Consider the following 21,314-nt stretch of genomic DNA (forward strand, 5'->3'; position numbering starts at 1 on the left):
ATGATGTCTAGCCGGATACCGGTTTTTTGCGTCCCATGCGGCCCTGGCGGCGCAGCAGGGCGGCATTGACCTCGGCGCCGAAGATGAACAGGACCGCCGAGATGTAGAAGAAGACCAGGGTGATGATCACGCCGCCGAGGCTGCCATAGGTCGCCGTGTAGTTGCCGAGATTGGCGACATAGAAGGAAAACAGGCTGGCGGCGCCGAGCCAGAGCAGTGCGGTGACCAGCACACCGGGCAGCAACGCCTCCAGCGCGAGCCGCCGCCCCGGCAGCCAGCAATGCAGGGCCAGCAGGCCGCCCAGCAGCACTACGGCGGCAACGCCGTAGCGCAGCGCGCCGAAAGCCCAGTGGTCGCTGTCGCTGAGCGGCAGCAGCCACAGCAGCCCGTCCCAGATCACCGGACCGAGCACCACGACCACCGACAGGACGAGAAAGACCACGGCGCCGATCACGATGGCACCGAGACTACTCAGCTTGACCCGCCACCACGGCCGCGGCTCGTCAAAGCCATAGGCGGAATTGAGCGCAATGCGCAGGGCGTCGATGCAGTTTGACGCCACCCACAGCGCGCCAAGCAGGCCGAGGGTCAGCAGGCCGCTGTCACGCGAAGTCAGCACCTCGCGGATCACCGGCAGCAGGGTACGGGCGACATCGCCTGGCAGCAGGTTGACCGCATCCTCCACGGTGGCGAGGCTTTCCGCACCACTGCCGAGAAAGCCGGAAAGAGCGGCGAGGAAAATCAGGAACGGGAAGATCGCCAGCAGCGCCGTATAGGCGATATGTCCGGCCAGTTCGAGAGCCAGGCTGCGCGCCATCGCCCGGCCGGCCTGGTAGAGCACGAGAACCGGCCACCGGGTCATTTACCGCCACCTGCCTTGGGGCCGGCAGCATGGATCAGCGCCGCGCAGTCGCTGTCCTGCGCCAGGCCGGGATCGATGAAGGCAAGGATCGAGGCCAGCGGCGTCAGCAGCACGCCGAGTGCCGCCGCGCCGGCCGCCCGTGCACCCAGCGGTGCGGCCTCGACGCCGACCGAAGGACGGCTGAAGGCGCCGCTGACCGTGATCGGGGTGCGCGCACTGACCAGGGTCGGCGTTTTCGGATGCGCCAGCAGCCGCAGGTCAAGCTGTTCATCTGCCAGGCTGACATTGCCCTCGGCGGTCAGCGTGCTGTTGCTGGAATCCAGTACGAAGGTTTTCGGGGTCATCACGCCCTTGCGGACATCGAAATCGGCCACGAAACAGCGCAGCGGGATCGGCGCATCGCCGGTCGCCCAGAGGCCGAGCGCGCGGGCGATGTCGAGGCCGGCCAGCGCCACGGCCAGATTGGAGATGGTGCCATGGTCGATGACGAAACGGATATTGCCGTTGGCGCTGCCGAGCGACTTGCGCACGGAATCGCCCTGCCCGGTCAGCCGGATCCGCCCGTCGATGATGCCGTTGCCGGAACCCGACAGGCCGGCGCTGTCGAGGAAGCGCTCCAGCCGGAACTTGCTGAGCCGGATGTCGTAATCCGTGGTGACCGGATCATGGCGGGCATCGAGGCGGATATCGGCATTGACCTGGCCGCCGGCAACGCCGAGCCGCAGCGGTTTGAGCAGCAGCAGGCCATCCTGCAGGGTCAGGTCAAGGTCGACGGCATTGAGCGGCACATTCGGCGCCTCGACCTTGTCCCCATGGAAGGTCACCTTGGCATCGACGGCGCGGATCTGTTCGGCGGCCAGCGGCGCATCCGGCAACACGCGCGGCGGCGGCGCATCGCCTGCCGGCGGAGATGCAGGCGCCGGTTCTGACGGCGCAGCCTTGCCGGCCGCAGGCGGCGCCGCACTGGCCTGCTTCGGTTGCGGCGCCCCGCCCGCTGCTTCCACGGCGGCCGGCGGCGACAGGCCGATCAGGGGACCGATATCGCGATAGTCCAGCACCTTCGAATGCAGGTCGGCGCCGATAAACAGGCGCTCGCGGCCGGTATCGATGCGGAGCTTGCCGGCCAGATCGCTGTTGCCGACACGGCCGGCCATATCCTCGATGCGCAGTATGGCGCCGTCACGACGCAGATGGCCCTTCAGGTCATAGGGCGGCGTCGCGGGCAGCGGCACGCCGGTGATGCGGGTCAGCCGGCCGAGATTGGGGCCGGTCAGCGCGACATCGAGATTGAGGCCTTCGAAGCGGATCGGATCCGCCAGCGTGCCGGAGATGCGGCCCCGGGTTTCGCCGACCCGGGCATCGACCGTCAGCGGATAGGGATCGTTGCCTTCGCGCAGCGCCAGCAGCGAACCGCCGCGTGCAGTCAGACGAAAGGGCTCGCCATGCAGGCGCCCCTCGCCCTCGAGGCGCATCTCGCCGCCGGCCTGCCCACCCTGACCCGTCCCGCCCTGGCCCGTGACGGTAGAAATCCGGGTGTCGATGTCGAGGCCGGCCTTCGCATCGCGATACCGCAGTCGGCCGTTCTCGACGCTGAGCCGGCCGATCACCGGCATCTCGTGGCGATCATCCGGCGTGGCCGCATCGGCAGCTTCCTTCGCGCCGAGCGTCCAGTTCGAGCGGCCATCGGCCTGGCGTTCGAGATCGATTTTCGGGTCAACAAGCCGCAGGTCCGGAATCTCGATCCGGCCATGCAGCAGGGCCGGCAGGTCGATCACCACCTCGATCCGCCGGGCCGCTGCCATTTCCGGCTCGGCTGCCCAGTCGGCATTGGCCATATGGAAATCCTCGATCACCAGACGCGGGTGCAGCGACCATTGCCCGGACAGGTCACCATCCAGTCGCACATTGCGGCCGGTGGCATCGCTGAGTGCAGAGGCAACGGGGTCGCGCAGCCAGTTCCAGTCGAACAGCGCCACGGTCCCGCCGATCACCACGACAAGCACGGTGAGACTGCCCAGTAGCCATCGCCGCCAGCTCGGCCGGACCGCCGGTTGTGGCGATTCCCGGTTCATTTCTTAAACATCCCCCGGGGCTCAAATGCGGCCATGGCAGCCTCCCGGATCAGCAGTATCCCTAAGTATATATTGATCTTTTCGGGCTTTTTTGCGGCAGGATGGAAATTAACGGCTGTTTAAGAATCGTTAACGCTGCGGATGTAATCTTCAGACATGGGATTACAGGCTGAAATAGTTGTCCCACGCTATGTGGTCATGACGCGGCTGGCGGACAGCTGGATTCCGCGCGCTTTCCATGCCGATCCCGACAATGCCGAAGCCGAGGCCTTCCGCTGGCGCCGCATCTACGGCCCGCGCCGCACCCGCATCGCCGAATACTGGGTGCAGGACCGGCCGGAGCCGGCCTCCGCTCTTCCTGCCCTGCCGCCGCCGATCACCGTCGAGGTCGGGCCGGTGCAGCCGGCGATCCTGCCGCGCACGGTGGCCCGGCCGCTGAGCTGGCAGGATGCCGCCCTGCGCGCCTTTGCGCTGTATCTGGTCTTCAGTCTCGCCAACCGGGCGCTGGAACTGCTGATCCTGCTGGCCGGCTAGCAATCCGGCCGTCATGGGCTAGAGTGCGGGAAAATCGTCCCGCCCCGAGTCCCCCTCCATGTTTTCGATCATTCTGGCCATCATCCCGATCTTCCTGCTGATCGCCATCGGCACCGGCCTCAAGCGTGGCAATTTCCCCGGCGATGCCTTCTGGCCGCTGGCCGACAAGATGACCTATTTCATCTTCTTCCCGGCCCTGCTGGTCGACAACCTGGCCCATGCGCATCTGGGCAACCTCGATCCGACTGGCATGCTGGGCGCCCTGCTGATCGCCCTGATCGTGCAGGCGGCGCTGGTCTATGCGCTGCGGCCTCTGATGAATGTCGACGGCCCGGCCTTTACGTCGGTGTTCCAGGGCGCGGTGCGCTTCAATACCTTCGTCGGCCTGGGCGCAGTAACGGCGCTGGAAGGCGGCACCGGGGTGACGCTGTTCGCCGTGGCCATTGCCCTCGCCATCCCGACGCTGAACGTGATGTGCGTCCTGACGCTGGCGCGTTACGGCGACCACGGCCAGGGCACCACGCTGAAGGCGCAACTACTGTTCCTTGCCAAGAACCCGCTGATCATTGCCTGCCTGCTCGGTATCGCCCTCAATTTCTGCGGCATCACGATTCCGGCCGGGATCGAGCCGGTGCTGAAGATGCTGGGCAGCATGGCCGCCCCGATGGGTCTGCTGACCGTCGGCGCCGGCCTGCAGTGGCATGCGGCCCGCAGCGGCGGACGGGCGATCGGCTTTGCCTGTGTGCTCAAGCTGCTGGTCTATCCGGCGCTGCTGTTCGGGCTGAGCCGGCTGTGGAGTCTCGGTCCGCTCGAGACCAAGATCCTGATCCTCTGGGGCACCATGCCCACCGCGAGTTCGAGCTATATCCTCGCCCGCCAGATGGGCGGCGACGCGCCGCTGGCCGCCGCCATCGTCACCGTCTGCACCCTGCTCGCCTTCATCACCGTGCCGGCAGTCTTCCTGCTGGTCGGGATATAGCGCGGCTTATTTCTTCGGGAAATCGAGGCCCATGGCCTCGTAGCGCTCGGGGTCGTCGCCCCAGTCCTCGCGCACCTTGACGAACAGGAACAGGTGGACCGGGCGGTCGAACTGCACCTGCATTTCCTCGCGCGCCTTGGCGCCGATGCGCTTGATCATCTGGCCGCCCTGCCCCAGCACGATCTTCTTCTGGCTGTCGCGCTCGACATAGATCACCTGCTCGATCCGTGCCGCGCCGCCCTTCTTCTGGTCGGTCCAGTTCTCGGTCTCGACGGTGATCGCATAGGGCAGTTCGTCATGCAGGCTGCGATAGACCTGCTCGCGGGTGATCTCGGCGGCCAGGAAGCGCATCGGCACGTCGGCCAGCTGGTCTTCCGGATAGAGCCACGGGCCGGCCGGCATCCGTTTCGCCAGCGCGGTGCGGACATCGTCGACGCCGTGACCCTTCTCGGCCGAGATCATGAAGGTCTGCTCGAAGGGATAGTCGTCGTTGAGCATCTTGGCCAGGCCAAGCAGCTTCTCGCGCGCCACCGTGTCGATCTTGTTCAGCGCCAGCAGCACCTTGCGCTTGCGCGCCTTCAGCGCCTCGACGATGGCACGGCTTTCATCGTCATAACCCTTGCCGGCATCGATCAGCAGCAGCACGGCATCGGCGTCGTCGATGCCGCTCCAGGCCGCCGTCACCATGGCGCGATCGAGCCTGCGCTTCGGCACGAAGATGCCGGGCGTATCGAGGAAGACGATCTGCACGTCGCCTTCGACGGCAATCGCCGTGATGCGGGCGCGCGTGGTCTGCACTTTCTTCGAGACGATCGACACCTTGGCGCCGACCAGCCGGTTCAGCAGGGTCGATTTTCCGGCATTGGGTGCGCCGACAAGGGCGACGTAGCCGCAATGCTGCGTCGCCGGAGTGGTCTGTTCGGTATCGGTCATGCCTTCGCTTTGTCGAGCCGCGCGAGCAGATGCCCGGCCGCTTCCTGTTCGGCCGCGCGCTTGGAGCCGCCCTTGCCGGTTTCGGGGTCACCATTGCCGAGACGGACGGCCACGGTGAAATGGGGTTCGTGGGGCGGGCCTTCCTGGCTCACCACATCGTAGCGCGGTGTCGCCATGCCGCGGGCGGCCGCCCATTCCTGCAGGGCGGTCTTCGGATCTTTCTCGGCGCCGGCGGCGAAATCGCCCAGCAGCGGCTCCATGTAGCGGCGCACGAAGCGTTCGGCAACCTTCAGGCCGCCGTCGAGATACAGCGCCGCCACCACGGCCTCGCAGGCATCGGCCAGAATCGCCGGTTTGCCGGCACCGCCGGAATCGCGTTCGGACCGTGACAGCTGGATGAAATCGCCGAGCCCGAGGCTCTGGGCAAAGCGCGCCAGACTTTCCTGCTTGACCAGCGCGTTGTAGCGCAGCGCGAGGTCGCCGGCGGCGGCCTGCGGGTAGCGTTCGGCCAGCAGGGTCGCCACCACGAGACCGAGCACGCGATCGCCGATGAACTCCAGCCTGTTGTAATCGCGCGCCGGCGTCGGTTCACCGTCCTTCTGGCGGGCCGATTTGGCCCGGCTGCGCCGCGGATTGGCCGACGGATGAACGAGTGCCTCTTCCAGCAGCCGCGGCTCGGCAAACCGGTGCCCGAGGGTTCTCTGCAGGTCTTCGATCGGGGCTTTGCGGCTATCGGCGGACAAGCCGTCCTCAGTGGATCGCGGTGAACATGCGGTTCCAGCGCAGGGCGCCGAACCAGGTCCAGGGCTTCAGCAGCGAGGCATCCGGCTCGATGGAGATCCACCGCACATCGGCGCGGCCGACCAGGTTCTCGGCCGGCACGAAGCCGACGCCGCCGGCCTCGACCGGCACGCGGCTGTCCTGCGAATTGTCTCGGTTGTCGCCCATCATGAAGTAATGCCCCGGTGGCACGGTGAAGATGCCGGTATTGTCCTCGCGGCTGAAATCATAGAGGTCGAGCGTATGGTAGGTGACGCCGTTCGGCAGGGTCTCCTCCCACTGCTTGGTACGGCTGATGACATTGCCGTAATGGTCGCGCTGCTCGAAATCCTCAATGCGGTGCCGCTTCACCGGCTCGCCATTGATATAGAGCGCGCCGTCCTTCATCTGCACCTTATCGCCCGGCAGACCGATCAGCCGCTTGATGTAGTCGATCGAGGGATCCTGCGGGAAGCGGAACACCACGACATCGCCGCGCTTGGGCTCGGAGCCGAGAATGCGGCCGCTGAACAGCGGCGGGCTGAACAGCAGGGAATACTTGCTGTAGCCATAGGAGAATTTGGCCACGAAGACATAGTCACCGATCAGCAGGGTCGGATACATCGAGGCGGATGGAATATGAAACGGTTCGTAGGCGAAGGTGCGGATGCCCACGGCGATCAGGATGGCATAAACCAGCGTGCGGATGCTGTCCCACAGATCGCTGCCGGCCTTCGCTTTCGGCTTCCCCACGACTTGCTCCTGTTTCATATAAATCAATCCCTTAGACGATTTACGCACCCCCGGCCGGGGCTGCATCAAGCCGGGAACAGACCGGCAAAGTCAAGCTCCGCCGGCAGGCTACGCGGTCGCACCCGGGCGGGGTATGGCGGTGATGATCACAATGGCCTGGGCCATCGGTGGTTCGTCGGTAATCGACAGGTCGATCTGGGCCTCGCAGCCGGGCGGCAGCAGGATCTGCAGCCGGGCCAGCGCCCCGCCGGTCAGCGCCATGGTCGGCTTGCCGCCGGGCAGGTTCACCACCCCCATGTCGCGCCAGAACACGCCCTTGCGCAGGCCGGTGCCCAGCGCCTTGGCGCAGGCCTCCTTGGCGGCAAAGCGCTTGGCGTAAGACTCGATCCGGGTCATGGCCCGGCGATCCGACCGTGCCTTCTCCACCGGGGTGAAGATGCGGTCGAGGAAGCGGTCGCCGAACCGCGAGACCGTCTGCTCGATGCGGCGGATGTCGATCAGGTCCGAGCCGATGCCGATGATCATCTGCCGGCAATCGTGCTCAGGCCGACCGGGCGCGCAGGCCGCGCGCCTCGTCCATCAGGGCGCGCATGCGCCGGATGGTGCCGTCGAGACCGCCGAAGATCGCCTCGCCGATCAGGAAGTGGCCGATGTTGAGTTCGACAATGGTCGGAATCGCCGCCACCGGACCGACACTGTCATAGGTCAGGCCGTGGCCGGCATGGCATTCCAGCCCGATCGTCTCGGCATGGGCGGCCGCCGTGCGGATACGCTCCAGCTCCACCACCCGCTCGGCACCTTCGGTCTCGCAGTAGCGGCCGGTATGCAGTTCGACCACCGGTGCGCCCAGCGCCCGGGCGGCATCGAGCTGCCGGATCGACGGCTCGATGAACAGCGAGACGCGGATGCCGGCCGCCGACAGCGCGCGGACGATCGGTTGCAGGTGGCTCTGCTGGCCGGCGGCATCGAGGCCGCCCTCGGTGGTGCGCTCCTCGCGGCGTTCCGGCACGATGCAGGCGGCATGGGGCTTGTGACGCAGCGCGATGGCCAGCATTTCTGCGGTCGCCGCCATTTCCAGATTGAGTGGCAGTTCGATGGCGGCCATCAGCCGGTCGATATCGCCATCCGAGATGTGGCGGCGATCCTCGCGCAGATGGGCGGTGATGCCATCGGCACCGGCCGCCGCCGCCAGTTTGGCGGCACGGACGGGATCGGGATGACCGCCGCCGCGCGCGTTACGGATGGTGGCGACATGGTCGATGTTGACGCCGAGGCGGAGCGGACGGGTGGCAGTCATGGCGGAGGCTCCCTGCGCTGTCAGGCGAGACCGCGGGAGCCCGGCTTCACCGCCGGCAGCTTCTGCATCTCGGGCGGCAGCTCGTCGGTCCGATAGGCCGGTACCTTGAAGCCGCAGAGCGCAAACAACGGCACGCCGAGATCGACGGCGCCATCCGAGCGGTCGACGATGCACGACGCCGCCACCGTCCTGCCACCATGCGCGGCGATGCACTCGATGCATTCCACGCTCGACTTGCCGGTGGTGACGACATCCTCCGCCATCAGCACCCGGGCGCCGGGCGCGATCTCGAAACCGCGTCGCAGGACGAACTTGCCGTCGACCCGCTCGGTGAAGATGGCCGGCACGCCAAGCTGGCGGGCCAGCTCGTAGCCGACCACCACGCCGCCCATGGCCGGCGAGCAGACGATATCGACCGGGTTGGGGCCGAGCGCGGCGGTGATCTTGGCAGCCAGCGCCTTGCATAGCGCTTCGGCGCGCTGCGGGTGCATCAGCACCTTCGCCGACTGCATGTAGACCGGGCTGTGCAACCCGGAGGTCAGCAGGAAATGGCCCTCCAGCAGGGCGCCGCTGTCGCGGTAATGCTGCAATACGTCGTCTCGGTTCATCGGTGTCGTTTCTCTTTCCCGTCAGCGTCTCAGCCCTTGGCGCGCTCGACTGAACTGATGCTCGCCGTCGCCCGCAGGGCTGCAATAATGTTGGTCAGGTGTTTCACGTCCCGCACCTCGATATCGACGAACATCTCGAAAAAGTCCGTGGTGCGGTTGGTAATCTTCAGGTTGGTGATGTTGCCCTTGTGCTTGGCGATGATCGTGGTCAGCGCGCTGAGTGCGCCGGGTTCGTTGTTGATGACAAGGCTGATGCGGCCGACATGGCCCTGCGATTTCTCGGCCTCGGACGGCGAATCCCAGGCCAGATCGAGCCAGCGTTCCGGTTGTTCGGCGAACTGTTCCAGCGCATCGCAGTCGATGGTGTGGATGGTCACGCCCTTGCCGGTGGTGACGATACCGACGATGCGGTCGCCGGGCAGCGGATGGCAGCAGCCGGCGAAATGCATCGCCATGCCGGGGATCAGGCCGCGGATCGGGATGCCGCTGCCGGCCTTGCCGGATGACGGCTTGTGCAGGCGCGGCAGCGGCGGTGCCTTGTCGGCCTCGCTCTCGCGGTTGCCCGGGAACACGATATTGAGGACCTGGCGGGCGGTGATGTTGCCGTCGCCGACGCCGACGTAGACGTCTTCGGCGTTGCGCAGCTTCAGCACCTTGACTGCCGGGTCCAGTGCCTTTTCCGATACCGCGGCGTCATGCTCGCGGAAGGCCTTCACCAGGATGGCCTTGCCCAGCTCGGAATACTGGCCGCGCTGCTGCTGGCGGATGAACCGGTTGATGCAGGACTTGGCGCGGCCGGATTTGACGAAGTTCAGCCAGGTCGGATTGGGCGCCGGCACCTTGGAGCGCAGGATCTCGACCTGGTCGCCGTTGCGCAGGGTGGTGCGCAGCGGCACGACGCGGCCGTTCACCTTGGCCCCGACCGCCGTATCGCCGATATCCGAATGCACCGCATAGGCGAAGTCGACCACGGTGGCGTCGCGCGGCAGGGCGATCAGGTCGCCCTTCGGCGAGAAGCAGAAGACCTGGTCCTGGAACATGTTGAGCTTGGTATGCTCAAGGAATTCCTCGGGGTCGGAGGCCTGTTCCAGGATTTCCAGCAGCTCGCGCAGCCAGCGATACTGCCGCGCCTCGGCTTCCGGGGCTTCCTTGCCGTTATGCTTGTACTGCCAGTGCGCGGCGACGCCGAGTTCGGAAATGTCGTGCATCTCCTGGGTCCGGATCTGGATTTCGATGCGCTTGTTCTCGGGGCCGATCACCGTGGTGTGCAGGCTGCGATAGCCATTCTGCTTCGGTGTCGAGATGTAATCCTTAAACCGGCCCGGCACCGACGGCCAGGTCTGATGCACCACGCCAAGCGCGTGATAGCAGGACGCCAGGTCCTTGACGACGACACGGAAGGCCATGATGTCGGAGAGCTGCTCGAACGCGATGTTCTTGCGCTGCATCTTCTCCCAGATCGAAAACGGACGCTTCTCGCGGCCCGATACCCAGGCCTCAACGCCCTGCTCGGCAAAGGTCCGTTTCAGCCGGTCGGCGATACGGTCGACCAGCTTGCCGCCCTCGTTGCGCAGCTGCTCGAGGCGGGAAATGATCGAGGCGCGGGCATCGCCGTTGAGTTCGGCGAAGGCGAGGTCTTCCAGTTCCTCTTTCAGGTCCTGCATGCCGATGCGGTCGGCCAGGGGGACATAGATTTCCATGGTCTCCTTGGCGATCCGCTTGCGCTTGTCCGGCGTGCCGATGAAATGCAGCGTCCGCATGTTGTGCAGACGGTCGGCCAGCTTGACCAGCAGCACGCGGATGTCGTTCGACATCGCCAGCAGCAGCTTGCGGAAATTTTCCGCCTGTCGGGTGCGATCCGACTGCAGCTCGATGCGCGATAGCTTGGTGACGCCGTCAACCAGCCGCAGCACATCCTTGCCGAAGTTCTTCTCGATCTCGGTCGAGGTGGCGACGGTGTCTTCGAGGGTGTCGTGCAGCAGGCCGGTGGCGATGGCGGTGCTGTCGAGCTTCATGCCGGCGAGGATGCCGGCGACTTCCACGGGATGGGAGAAATACGGATCGCCCGAGGCCCGCTTCTGGGTGCCATGGGCCTTCATGGAGAACACATAGGCACGGTTCAGCAGGTCCTCATCCGCATCTGGATCGTATGCGAGAACCTTCTCAACCAGCTCGACCTGCCGCATGATTCGGGGACGCATCATACCGGCCCGTTCTGCTCCTCCGGCAAACGGTTGTTCCACAAGGCTTATTTTGGGCGAAAAAACGGCGGGGACAAGCCCGCCGCAGTCACAGAGCGGAGAATTACTCTTCTTCGGCGGCCGAATCGGCCTCGTCGGCCACTTCCGCTTCCGCTTCGTCGTCGCCGTCGGACTCTTCGATCGACATGCCCTCGGCCAGGTCATCGTTGTCCTGCGGCACGCCGGCCCATTCGCCGGACTGCATCAGGGCAGCCATGTTGTCCTCTTCCGGCTCGTCGACCTCAACATGCTTCTGCATGCCGCCGATCATCCGCTGGCGCAGGCCTTCGGTATCCACGGTCTCGTCGGCGATTTCGCGCAGGGCGACGACCGGGTTCTTGTCGTTGTCGCGGTCCACCGTCAGCGAGGCGCCCGACGAGATGGCCCGGGCGCGCTGGGCGGCCAGCAGAACCAGTTCGAAACGGTTCGGAACCTTGGTGATGCAGTCTTCGACGGTTACGCGGGCCATGGTTTACCCTCGGCAAAAATGCGGCGGAATTGGCTTAAGCGCGCCTATTTACGGGCGTTTCGACCGCCTGACAAGCCCGACCAGAGCAGATACCGGGCCGGATTGACAGGAAAAACTCACAACCTGTTGATATTTAATGGTTCTGCTGCACGGATCAGGGTGGCGATTTCCACCCCCGATACCGGATGCCGCCAGCCGGGAGCGATTTCCTGCAGCGGCAGCAGCACGAACAGCCTTTCGGCGACCCGGGGATGCGGCAGCACCGGCCCCGCCCCGGCCGCATCCGTCCCACTCTCACCCCGGCCGGGCTGAACGCGGCCCTGGTAATCGATCAGATCGAGATCAAGCACCCGGGCCTCCCAGCGCTGCTGCCGGACCCGCCCGAAATTCGCCTCTATCCGGTGCAACAGTTCAAGCAGGACGCCGGGATCGAGCGTGGCCGCAACCTCGATCACACCATTGATGAAATCGGGCTGGTCGGCCGCCGGCTGCGGCGCCGAACGCCACCATGACGAGCGGCGCAGCGCAGGAACCCCTGCGCCCGCGAGTACATCGATTGCCACCTCCAGCGCCTCGCGCGGCGCACCATGGCTTTCGCTGGACAGATTCGCGCCCAGTGCGACGTAGACGCCGGATGGCTGCGTGACCATTAAAGACTTGCCTTGTTCGCCGTGCGGTCTATGAGTGTAGGGATTGAATGTGCGTCATTCAGCGTCCAGTAATATCAGTCATAACCGTAAGGGTTTTGCCATGAAGTTCTATACTCAGGAGCGTGTCGGCCTGTTTATCGACGGCGCCAATCTTTACTCCGCCGCCCGCAGCCTCGGCTTCGAAATCGACTACCGCCGCCTGCTCGATGCCTTCCGCAAGGAGGCGCATCTGGTGCGCGCCTTCTACTACACGGCCCTGGTCGAGGATCAGGAATATTCGCCGCTGCGGCCGCTGATCGACTGGCTCGACTATAACGGCTTCACCATGGTGACCAAGCCGGCCAAGGAATACACCGATGCTATGGGCCGCCGGAAGGTGAAGGGCAACATGGATATCGAGCTTGCCATCGACGTGATGGAAATGGCGCCGCATATCGACCATGTGGTGCTGTTCTCCGGTGACGGCGACTTCCGCCGCCTGGTCGAGGCCGTGCAGCGCAAGGGCGTGCGTGTCAGCGTGGTCAGCTCGACCAAGACCCAGCCGCCGATGGTGGCTGACGAGCTGCGCCGCCAGGCCGATACCTTCGTCGAGTTGCAGGACCTGATGCCGAAGATCGCCCGCGACCAGGCCGCCCGCGAGGCCTCGCGCTCCGCCGGCCTGCAGGCCACCCTGCGCAGTGGCCAGGGCGGCCATCAGGGCGCCCATGCGCCGAGCCCGGCCAGCGCCATGGACGATTTCGACGACGAGATCGACACCGCCGATCCGCGCAAGCATCTGCGCTGAGCCTGCTGCAATGCCTTCTGCCGTGGCCCTGCCGGACCGCGATTGCGGTTTCTGCGACCGTCTCGCCGCCTTCCGCGCGGCCAATCGCGCCGCCTATCCGACTTTCTTCAACGCCCCGGTGCCGCCCTGGGGAGATCCCGATCCCGCGCTGCTGATCGTCGGCCTCGCGCCGGGCCTGAAGGGTGCCAACCGCACCGGCCGGCCGTTTACCGGCGATTATGCCGGCGACCTGCTCTACAGCACGCTGATCCGCTACGGCTTTGCCCGGGGCGAGTTCAAGGCCGATCCGAACGACGGCCTGCAGCTGGTGGGATGTCGCATCACCAATGCGGTCAAATGCGTGCCGCCGGAAAACAAGCCGACCCCGGCCGAAACCAAAACCTGCATGCGGCATTTCCTCGAGCACGAGATCGCCGCCCTGCCCCGCCTGAAAGCCATCCTGGTGCTGGGCCAGATCGCCCATATCGCCGTGCTGGACGCCCTGAAGGTGAGACGCGCCAGCATGCCGTTCGGCCACAATGCTGCCCATGTCCTGCCGGGCGGCGTGAAGCTGTTCTCCAGCTATCACTGCTCGCGCTACAACACCAACACCGGCCGGCTGACCGAGGCGATGTTCCACGCGGTGTTCGACCGGATCGCCGCAGCCGCCGCTTAGGCCGGCTGCGGCGCCGGTACGTCCGGTCAGGCCTTTGCCGGCTTCATCATCAGGGCATTGAACCGGCGGTCCGGCCGCGGCGTGATGGTGACGCCGGTCTTGCTGCCCATCAGCCAGCTCGGATGCAGGATCGGAATGATCGCCTGTTCCTCCATCGAGGCCTCGATGGCTTCCTGCACGTATTTCTTGCGCTTGACCGGGTCCATCTCGGTCTGCGCCTTTTCGATCCTGGCGTCCAGGCCGGCATCGGAAAACCGCGTGCGGTTGGCCGTGCCGTAAATCCCGCCGGTGGTATGCACCAGGACGCGCGGACCGATCAGCGCCTCCTCGGTGCCATACTGGGCGAGGAAGGCCGAATATTCCTGCTTGGAGGCCTGGGCGAAGAACACCGTGCCCGGCATCGCCTGAACTTCGACCTCGATCCCCAGTCGCGTCCAGCTCTGGCCGATCGCCTGGGCGATATCCTTGTCCTTGGGATAGCGGTCGGCGGTGGAATGCAGGGTGATCTTGAAGCCGTTGCCGTACCCCGCCTCGGTCAGCAGGGCCTTGGCCTTCTTCATGTCGTAGGGATCGACCTTCAGCTTGGTGCTGGTGCCGTCGAACATCGCCGGCAGGAACTGCGAGGCCGGCGTGGCCAGACCGTCCAGCAGCCGGTCGACGATCAGCTTGCGGTTGATCGCCAGCGACAGCGCCTTGCGCACCCGGCGATCGCTCAGCGGATTGCCCTTCAGCGGCGACTGGCCGTCCCTGGCCGATATGAAGGGACTCTTTTCGCGCACGGCATCCATGGCCAGGTAATGGATGGTCGCCGCCGGGCCGGTAGCGACATGAAAGCGTTTGTCGTCGCGGACGCGCGGCAGGTCGATGGCCGGAATCTCGTCGATGGCATCGACATCGCCGGCGAGCAGCGCGGCGATACGCCCGGCATCGCTTTTGACCACCTTCTCGGTCACGCGTGCCCAGGGCTGTTTCGGACCCCAGTAGCCGTCATTGCGGTCGACCACCAGATGGTCGCTGTTTACCCATTCGACCAGCTTGTAGGGGCCGGTGCCGACGGCCGCCTTGCCCGAGTTGAAGTCCTCGGTGCTGGCCGTGGCGAATTTCTGCTGCACGATGAAGACCCGGGCCATGTCCATATGCAGGGTCGGGTTCGGCGCATCGGTATGGAAGCGGATGCGATGCGGATCGATCACTTCCGTCTTCACGATGGTGCGGGTGAACTGGGTGAACGGATTGGGGCTGTTCGGCACCTTCGGCACGCGGGCCAGCGTGGCGATCACGTCATCGGCGGTGAATGGCGTGCCGTCATGGAACTTGACGTTCTTGCGCAGCTCGAATTCCCAGGTCAGGTCATCGATGTTCTTCCACGCCATGGCCAATGCTGGCTGCGGCCGCAGCTTGTCGTCGAGCAACAGCAGCGCGTCGTAGATCAGCGAATGCGACGAGGCCTGCGGAAAGCCGTTGAAGAAATGCGGATCCAGCGTGTTCAGCTCGAGCTTGGTGCCGATGCGCAGCGCCGGCCCGGCATCGGCCAGGGCCCGCCCCGAAAAACTGCCCGCAGCAAGTGCCGCCAGCGTTCCACCCATGAACAATCGCCGGGATACTGGGATCATGCCGCACGTCCTTTTCATTTAGTGGCCAGTCAGTCTAGTATTTAAGGCGTGCAAAGAGTCGGGATGTCAATGCAATGATGACTGCCGCCCCAGAATCTGGCAACCGGACACCGCGTATCGCGATCGGCGGCTTCATGCTCGAGAGCAACGGCCATGCGCCGGTATCGACCCGCGAGGAATTTGCCGCCAACGTACTGATCGAAGGTGATGGCCTGCTGGCAGATCTGGCCAGCGCCAACCCGCGTTCGCCGACGACGCTGACCGGATTTGCGGCAGCCATGGACAAAACTGGCACCTGGGAACGCATCCCGCTGATTATGGCGGCAGTCGGCGCTTCGGGTCCGGTCGACCAGGCCTTCTTCGACTGGGTGGTCGAACGCCTGCGGACACGATTGCTGGCTGCCGGCCCGCTGGACGGCGTGTTCCTCTCGCAGCATGGCGCTGCCACCGCCACCGGCGATGTCGATCCCGATGCCACCATCTTTCGCGCAGTACGCGCAGTGGTCGGGCCGGACGTCCCGATCGTTGCCACGCTCGACCTGCATGCCAATGTCAGCCTGGCCATGGTCGCCGCGGCCGACGTGCTGGTCGCCTATCGCTGCAACCCCCATACCGACATGCCGGACCGTGGTGCCGATTGCGCCCACCATCTGCGTGCCATGCTGGGCGGCCTGCGGCCGGCATCGGCCTTCGTCAAGCTGCCGTTCATTCCGCCTTCGACCAGCCAGAATACCAAGAGCGGACCTTATGCGGATGTCATCGCCTATGGCCAGTCGAAGGTCGCCGATGGTGTGATCGACGTCTCGGTTTCCTCCGGCTTCACACTGGGCGACACGCCGAAGAACGGCATGTCGGTGATCGTCACCGCCACGACACAGGAAAAAGCAACCGTCGTCGCCCGCGACGTCGCCAGTTATGCCTGGTCGCAGCGCAGCCGCTTTGTCACCAGCCTCACGGCGCTGGACGAGGCCACCGCCATGGCGCTCGCCTGTGGCAAAGATGCCGGCAGGCCTGCCCTACTGTTCGCCGATGTCGCCGACAACCCCGGCGGCGGCGGTCGCGGCAATACGCCATATATCCTGGCGGCCTTCCACGCGGCCGGCGTCACCGGCTGCGCCCTCGGTCCGGTTTATGACCCGGAACTGGCCGTCGAGGCGCAGCAGCTTGGCGTCGGTGCCAGTTTCGAGGCGCGCTTCAACCGCAGCGAGACCACCACCTTCTCGGGACCGTTCACCGCTGCGGGAAAAGTGATGGCGCTCAGCAATGGTGTGTTCGTCGGGCGGCGTGGCATGGCGGCCGGCCGCACCCTCGACATGGGACCCGCAGCCCTGATCGCCGTGGGCGGCATCCAGGTGGTGGTGACCACCAACCGTCACCAGGCGCTCGACCCGATGTTCTTCGAATCGCTCGGCGTCGATCTCTCAGGCCTGCGCAGCCTGGTGGTGAAGTCGCGCGGGCATTTCCGCGCCGCTTTCGACGACCTGTTCAGCGACGACCGCATCGTCGAGGTCGACGTGCCGGGCCTGACCACCCCGGTCTCGCAGAATGTGCCGTGGCGCAACCTGCTGCGGCCGATCTATCCGCTCGACCCGGATCTGGAGTGGTCGCCGGCCTGAGGCTCGGGACGGGGGCTAACCGTAGCGGTCTTCCTTCCAGGGATCGCCGGTGTTGTGGTAGCCGCGCACTTCCCAGTAGCCCGGCGCATCGCGGTCCAGGAAGGCGATGTGTTTCACCCACTTGGCCGACTTCCACAGATAGTATTGCGGCATGATGATGCGCACCGGCCCGCCATGCTCGCGGGTCAGCGGCTTGCCGTCCCAGGAATGCGCCAGCAGCACATCGGCCGCCGAGAACATCTGGAGTGTCACGTTGGTGGCATAACCGTCATAGGACTGGAAGACGATATGGCGCGCCTCCGCCTTCGGCTTCACCAGCTTCAGCAGGTCGGACGCCAGCACGCCGGTCCAGCGGTTGTCGTAGCGCGACCATGCCGTGACACAGTGGATGTCCGAGATGCTGTCGCTCTGCGGCAGATCGAGGAAGGCATTCCAGTCGAGCTTGACCGGATTGCCGACCAGGCCGCCGACGGTCAGCTGCCAGCGGTCGAGCAGGATGTTCGGCTGCACGCCGAGGTCCAGCACCGGCCAGTCACGCACCAGGCGCTGGCCGGGCGGCAGGCGGTTGCGTTCCCGCGACGAGGCCTCCCCGGTCAGCAGGCGGCCGTCTTTGGCCCATTGCTGCTTGGACGAAATCAGCTTGTCCTTGATCTGGCCGATCAGGCCGGGCTTGTAGTCGTCGTCGCTCATCGCCGCCTCCGGAAGAGTTACGCGGTCATTCCTTGCTCTTGGTGCGCAGCAACCGGTGTTTCTCGCGATCCCAGTCGCGCTTTTTCTCGGTCTCGCGCTTGTCGTGCAGCTTCTTGCCGCGGGCCAGTGCGATCTTCACCTTGGCCCGGCCGCGTTCGTCAAAATACACGCTGAGCGGCACCAGGGTCACGCCGCCGCGCTTCAGGCTCCCGACAAGTTTACCGATCTCCTTGCGCTTCAGCAGCAGCTTGCGCTGGCGGCGCGGCTCGTGGTTGAAACGGTTGGCGCCGTGATATTCCGGGATATGGCAGTTGATCAGCCAGATTTCACCGTTCTGTTCGGCAGCATAGGAATCCTGGATGCTGGCGCGGCCGTCCCGCAGGCTCTTGACCTCAGAGCCAAGCAGAACCACCCCGGCATCGTAAATCTCGTCCAGGTGAAAGTCGTAGCGCGCCCGGCGGTTTTCAGCCACCGTGCGCGGTTGCTGGGCCATCCGTGCCTACTTCTTCTTTTTCGGCTTGGCCTTGGCCGACTTCGATGCCTTCGGGCCCTGCAGGCCGAGCGCCTTGACGGCCGCCTTGACCTTGGCCTGGGTTTCCTTGCTCGGCGGCGCCATCGGCAGGCGCAGGTCGCTCTGGCAGATACCGAGCAGCTCGGCGGCATACTTCACCGGGCCGGGACTGGCCTCGACGAACAGCACACTGTGCAGCGGCATCAGCTTTTCCTGGATCGCCAGCGCCTTGGCATGATCGCCGGCAAGGCTGGCTTCCTGCATCTGGGCGCAGAGCTTCGGCGCGATATTGCCGGTGACCGAAATGCAGCCGGTGCCGCCATGGGCGTTGAAGGCGATCGCCGAGGCGTCGTCGCCATCCAGCATGCAGAACTTCGGGCCCGAGGCAATGCGTTGCTTCAGCGGCCGCACCAGGTCGCCGGTGGCATCCTTGACGCCCCGGATGCGCGGCAGCTTGGACAGGGCGGCCATGGTCTCGACCGACATGTCGATCACGCAGCGCGGCGGGATATTGTAGATGAAGATCGGAATCTTCGTCGCGTCGTGGATCGCCTTGTAATGGGCAAACAGGCCAGCCTGGGTCGGCTTGTTGTAATACGGCGTCACGATCAGGGCGGCATCGGCGCCGGCCTCCTGGGCATGCCGGGTCAATGCGATCGCCTCGTCGGTCGAGTTCGAACCGGCACCGGCCATCACCGGCACCCGGCCATGGGCGGCCTCGATGCAAATCTCGACCACCCGCTTGTGCTCATCATGGCTGAGGGTCGGCGATTCGCCGGTGGTACCGACCGGCACCAGGCCATGGGTGCCCTGGGCGATCTGCCACTCGACGAAATCACCAAACGCTTTCTCGTCCACCTTCCCCTTCCTGAAGGGGGTGATCAAAGCGACGAACGAGCCCTTGAACATCGGCGTTTTCCTTGTCTTGCGCCTGAAACGATACGGACAAGCGGCGAACATACCTGCGCCTATCGCCTGCTTCAAGGGCAAGCCACGCTTTTGCCCGGCGGCCGCACCTGCTATCATGTCTTTGGAAACACGAAAGATTCGTTGTGCCGGGACCCGCCTTTTCCGCTGTCATTCGCCGCCGCCCGCCGATCCGGGGGCTGCAGGCGCTTTTCCTTGTCCTCGGTCTGGCGCTGCCGGCCCTGGCCCCGCTGCCGGCCGGTGCCGAACCGCCCCTGCCCCAGGCGAAGCCGGAATACCGCGCCGGTGACGACACTCCGCGTGTCGAGCCGGTCTCCGTCACGGTCGACGTCCCGCTGCCGGAAGCCAAACCCCGGCAGGGTACGCCACCGGCCCGGCCCGAACAGACCCGCCTGCCGGCCAGCCGCACGCTGCTCTCGGCTGCCGACCGCGAGACCGGCCTGAAGGCCATGAAAGAGGCCGATGCCGGGCATTTCGATGTCGCCCGGCATCTGGCGGCCCGGGTGAAGGAGCCATTGGTCGCCAAGCTGGTGCAGTGGATGTGGCTGCAGACCTCGGGCAGCGGCGCATCTTTCGACGCCATCACCGCCTTTGTCGACGCCAATCCGGACTGGCCGGCCCGCGACGCCCTGCTGCGCCGCGCCGACGAGAGCCTCGATGGTTCGGTCAGCGACGACAAGGTGCTTGCCTGGTATACCGCCCATCCGCCGACCTCCGGCCTCGGCCTGCTGCGCCAGGGCGAGGCTTTGGCCCGCAAAGGCCAGGAACGCGAAGCCTTCGATGCCCTGCGGCGCGCCTGGGTCGACGGCAACCTCGCGCTCAGGGATGAAAAGCAGATCTGGAGCGAGTTCGGCAGCCGCTTCTCCACCCAGGACAATGCCAGCCGCACTGACCGCCTGCTGTGGGACGGCAATATCGAGGCCGCCCGCCGCATGCTGCCGCGGCTGAAGCCCGCCACGCAACGGCTGGCCGAGGTCCGCATCGCACTGGCGCTGAATGCCGCCAATGCCGAGAAGCTGGTCGCCGAGCTGCCCAAGGACCTGCAGGATGATGGCGGCCTGGCCTACGACCGCCTGCGCTGGCAACGCCGCCACGGCAAGGACGATATAGTCGAAAGCCTGCTGTATAACGCGCCCGACGATCTCGGCCGCGCCGAAAAATGGTGGGCCGAGCGGCGTTACCGCGCACGCAAGGCGATGGCCGAGGGGCGCATCTCGGAGGCTTACCGTCTGGCCGCCGGTCATGGCCTGAAGAGCGGCAACAGCATGGCCGAGGCCGAATGGCTGGCCGGCTGGATCGCGCTGCGCCTGCTGCAGGAACCGGCCACGGCGCTGAAGCATTTCTCGACCCTGCAGCAGAATGTCCGCTATCCGATCAGCCAGGCCCGCGCCGCCTACTGGCTCGGCCGGACCGAGACCAAGCTCGGCGACACCGACAAGGCGCATTACTGGTATGGCCAGGCCGCACAGCACAGCACAACTTTTTACGGCCAGCTTGCGGCGCACGAACTCGATACCAAGCAGACGCTGAAACTGCCCGAACCGACGACGCCTGATCCGGCACAGGCGGCGAAGTTCGAGAAGCGCGAAGTGGTGCGCGCGACCCATATCCTCGTCGAACTCGACCGCGAGGACAAACTGCGCCCCTTCATCCTGCGGCTGGTGCATACCGCCACCAGCCCCGAGGAACACAAGCTGGTCGCAGAGCTGGCGCGCAACCTGCGCCGCGTCGATCTTGCCGTCACCTCGGCCAAGCGGTCGGCGCGCGAGGGAATCATTCTCGTCCATGAAAGCTACCCGCTGGTCGAGCCGATGCTGCGCGTGGACACGCCGGAGCCCGCCCTGCTGCTGGCGGTGTCGCGGCAGGAAAGCGAGTTCAACCAGTTCGCCCTGTCGTCGGCCGGCGCGCGCGGTCTGATGCAGCTGATGCCGAGCACCGCCAAGCATCTCGCCAAGCAGCTCAAGCTGGGGTACCAGCAAGCGAAGCTGACCGACGATGCCGGCTACAATGTCCGGCTCGGCGCTTTCTATCTCAGCGGCCTGCTGAAGAACTGGGACAACAACTATGTCCTGGCGCTGGCCGGCTATAATGCCGGCGAGGCCCGCGTGCGCAGCTGGATTCGCGACTGGGGCGACCCGCGCAGCCCTAACATCGACGTGATCGACTGGATCGAGCTTATTCCCTTCTCGGAAACCCGGAACTATATCCAGCGCGTACTGGAAGGCGTGCAGGTGTACCGGGCCCTGCTCAGCAACCAGCCGCCGACCATGGAACGGCTCTATGCCGACATGCGGGGCTGGTCGCCGCAGCAGCAGGCCTGTACCGCACCGGCCTGCTGACCGCCGGATAAAGAATACGATCA

Annotated in this window: 21 protein-coding genes; 6 read left to right on the forward strand and 15 right to left on the reverse strand. The window is 65.5% G+C overall.

The genetic code is table 11. The features are described 5' to 3' along the window. Window positions 1–7: 7 nt before the first annotated feature. Both ACFOOQ_RS18160 and ACFOOQ_RS18165 read right to left on the reverse strand, forming a co-directional pair. Window positions 8–862 carry a YihY/virulence factor BrkB family protein gene (locus ACFOOQ_RS18160; protein ID WP_379729029.1) on the reverse strand — a complete coding sequence of 285 codons (855 nt, stop codon included), beginning with the start codon at window positions 860–862 and terminating at the stop codon, window positions 8–10. Next, a complete protein-coding gene (locus tag ACFOOQ_RS18165; protein WP_379729030.1) occupies window positions 859–2,934 on the reverse strand; it encodes an AsmA family protein in 2,076 nt (691 codons plus the stop codon). Before ACFOOQ_RS18165 ends, ACFOOQ_RS18160 begins: the two co-directional genes overlap by 4 nt. A 198-nt stretch (window positions 2,935–3,132) precedes the next feature. Between ACFOOQ_RS18165 and ACFOOQ_RS18170 the strand changes: the two genes are divergently transcribed. Both ACFOOQ_RS18170 and ACFOOQ_RS18175 read left to right on the forward strand, forming a co-directional pair. Beyond that, a complete protein-coding gene (locus tag ACFOOQ_RS18170; RefSeq protein ID WP_379729031.1) occupies window positions 3,133–3,468 on the forward strand; it encodes a hypothetical protein in 336 nt (111 codons plus the stop codon). Between the two features lie 58 nt (window positions 3,469–3,526). Then, complete coding sequence (locus tag ACFOOQ_RS18175; RefSeq protein ID WP_379729032.1) at window positions 3,527–4,447, forward strand: AEC family transporter; 921 nt, start codon at window positions 3,527–3,529, stop codon at window positions 4,445–4,447. A 6-nt stretch (window positions 4,448–4,453) separates the two neighbouring features. Here ACFOOQ_RS18175 and era read toward each other — a convergent pair whose 3' ends face one another. From era to folK, 9 genes are all read right to left on the reverse strand, one after another. Beyond that, the gene (gene era / locus ACFOOQ_RS18180) at window positions 4,454–5,380 is read right to left on the reverse strand and encodes a GTPase Era (protein ID WP_379729033.1); all 927 of its coding nucleotides are present in this window, start codon (window positions 5,378–5,380) and stop codon (window positions 4,454–4,456) included. After that, on the reverse strand, window positions 5,377–6,123 hold the full coding sequence (gene rnc / locus ACFOOQ_RS18185; RefSeq protein WP_379729034.1) for a ribonuclease III: 747 nt from the start codon (window positions 6,121–6,123) through the stop codon (window positions 5,377–5,379). Before rnc ends, era begins: the two co-directional genes overlap by 4 nt. A 7-nt stretch (window positions 6,124–6,130) precedes the next feature. After that, the gene (lepB, locus tag ACFOOQ_RS18190) at window positions 6,131–6,892 is read right to left on the reverse strand and encodes a signal peptidase I (protein WP_379729035.1); all 762 of its coding nucleotides are present in this window, start codon (window positions 6,890–6,892) and stop codon (window positions 6,131–6,133) included. 108 nt (window positions 6,893–7,000) lie between these two features. Beyond that, window positions 7,001–7,417 carry a holo-ACP synthase gene (acpS, locus tag ACFOOQ_RS18195; protein WP_379729036.1) on the reverse strand — a complete coding sequence of 139 codons (417 nt, stop codon included), beginning with the start codon at window positions 7,415–7,417 and terminating at the stop codon, window positions 7,001–7,003. A gap of 16 nt (window positions 7,418–7,433) precedes the next feature. After that, window positions 7,434–8,189 carry a pyridoxine 5'-phosphate synthase gene (locus ACFOOQ_RS18200; RefSeq protein WP_379729037.1) on the reverse strand — a complete coding sequence of 252 codons (756 nt, stop codon included), beginning with the start codon at window positions 8,187–8,189 and terminating at the stop codon, window positions 7,434–7,436. A gap of 20 nt (window positions 8,190–8,209) precedes the next feature. Further along, the gene (pyrE, locus tag ACFOOQ_RS18205) at window positions 8,210–8,797 is read right to left on the reverse strand and encodes an orotate phosphoribosyltransferase (RefSeq protein ID WP_379729038.1); all 588 of its coding nucleotides are present in this window, start codon (window positions 8,795–8,797) and stop codon (window positions 8,210–8,212) included. Window positions 8,798–8,826: 29 nt separating this feature from the next. Then, window positions 8,827–11,001: a RelA/SpoT family protein gene (locus ACFOOQ_RS18210; protein ID WP_379729039.1), complete on the reverse strand. Its 2,175-nt coding sequence runs from the start codon at window positions 10,999–11,001 to the stop codon at window positions 8,827–8,829. A gap of 100 nt (window positions 11,002–11,101) precedes the next feature. Next, complete coding sequence (gene rpoZ, locus ACFOOQ_RS18215) at window positions 11,102–11,506, reverse strand: DNA-directed RNA polymerase subunit omega (protein ID WP_379729040.1); 405 nt, start codon at window positions 11,504–11,506, stop codon at window positions 11,102–11,104. A 116-nt stretch (window positions 11,507–11,622) separates the two neighbouring features. Next, the gene (gene folK / locus ACFOOQ_RS18220; protein ID WP_379729041.1) at window positions 11,623–12,156 is read right to left on the reverse strand and encodes a 2-amino-4-hydroxy-6-hydroxymethyldihydropteridine diphosphokinase; all 534 of its coding nucleotides are present in this window, start codon (window positions 12,154–12,156) and stop codon (window positions 11,623–11,625) included. Between the two features lie 100 nt (window positions 12,157–12,256). On the opposite strand from folK, the gene ACFOOQ_RS18225 reads away from it, so the two are divergent. Both ACFOOQ_RS18225 and ACFOOQ_RS18230 read left to right on the forward strand, forming a co-directional pair. Continuing rightward, the gene (locus ACFOOQ_RS18225) at window positions 12,257–12,940 is read left to right on the forward strand and encodes a LabA-like NYN domain-containing protein (protein WP_379729043.1); all 684 of its coding nucleotides are present in this window, start codon (window positions 12,257–12,259) and stop codon (window positions 12,938–12,940) included. A gap of 10 nt (window positions 12,941–12,950) precedes the next feature. Next, window positions 12,951–13,595, forward strand: coding sequence for a uracil-DNA glycosylase (locus tag ACFOOQ_RS18230; protein WP_379729044.1), 645 nt, complete (start codon window positions 12,951–12,953; stop codon window positions 13,593–13,595). 26 nt (window positions 13,596–13,621) lie between these two features. On the opposite strand, the gene ACFOOQ_RS18235 is transcribed toward ACFOOQ_RS18230, so the two are convergent. Next, window positions 13,622–15,208, reverse strand: coding sequence for an ABC transporter substrate-binding protein (locus ACFOOQ_RS18235; RefSeq protein WP_379729045.1), 1,587 nt, complete (start codon window positions 15,206–15,208; stop codon window positions 13,622–13,624). A 74-nt stretch (window positions 15,209–15,282) separates the two neighbouring features. Between ACFOOQ_RS18235 and ACFOOQ_RS18240 the strand changes: the two genes are divergently transcribed. Next, window positions 15,283–16,824 (forward strand): M81 family metallopeptidase, encoded by a 1,542-nt coding sequence (locus ACFOOQ_RS18240; protein ID WP_379729046.1) that lies wholly within the window; start codon window positions 15,283–15,285, stop codon window positions 16,822–16,824. Window positions 16,825–16,839: 15 nt separating this feature from the next. On the opposite strand, the gene ACFOOQ_RS18245 is transcribed toward ACFOOQ_RS18240, so the two are convergent. Genes ACFOOQ_RS18245 through dapA form a run of 3 tightly spaced genes read right to left on the reverse strand, consistent with a single transcriptional unit; the run spans window position 16,840 to window position 18,934 of the window. Beyond that, a complete protein-coding gene (locus ACFOOQ_RS18245) occupies window positions 16,840–17,514 on the reverse strand; it encodes a sulfite oxidase-like oxidoreductase (RefSeq protein WP_379729047.1) in 675 nt (224 codons plus the stop codon). A 25-nt stretch (window positions 17,515–17,539) separates the two neighbouring features. After that, window positions 17,540–18,007 carry an SsrA-binding protein SmpB gene (gene smpB, locus ACFOOQ_RS18250; protein WP_379729048.1) on the reverse strand — a complete coding sequence of 156 codons (468 nt, stop codon included), beginning with the start codon at window positions 18,005–18,007 and terminating at the stop codon, window positions 17,540–17,542. A gap of 6 nt (window positions 18,008–18,013) precedes the next feature. Then, window positions 18,014–18,934, reverse strand: a complete 921-nt coding sequence (dapA, locus tag ACFOOQ_RS18255; protein ID WP_379729049.1) for a 4-hydroxy-tetrahydrodipicolinate synthase — start codon at window positions 18,932–18,934, stop codon at window positions 18,014–18,016. A 143-nt stretch (window positions 18,935–19,077) separates the two neighbouring features. On the opposite strand from dapA, the gene ACFOOQ_RS18260 reads away from it, so the two are divergent. Then, a complete protein-coding gene (locus ACFOOQ_RS18260; RefSeq protein WP_379729050.1) occupies window positions 19,078–21,291 on the forward strand; it encodes a lytic transglycosylase domain-containing protein in 2,214 nt (737 codons plus the stop codon). Window positions 21,292–21,314 lie beyond the last annotated feature (23 nt).

Source organism: Ferrovibrio xuzhouensis, assembly GCF_042648965.1.
Taxonomy (GTDB): Bacteria; Pseudomonadota; Alphaproteobacteria; order Ferrovibrionales; family Ferrovibrionaceae; genus Ferrovibrio; species Ferrovibrio xuzhouensis.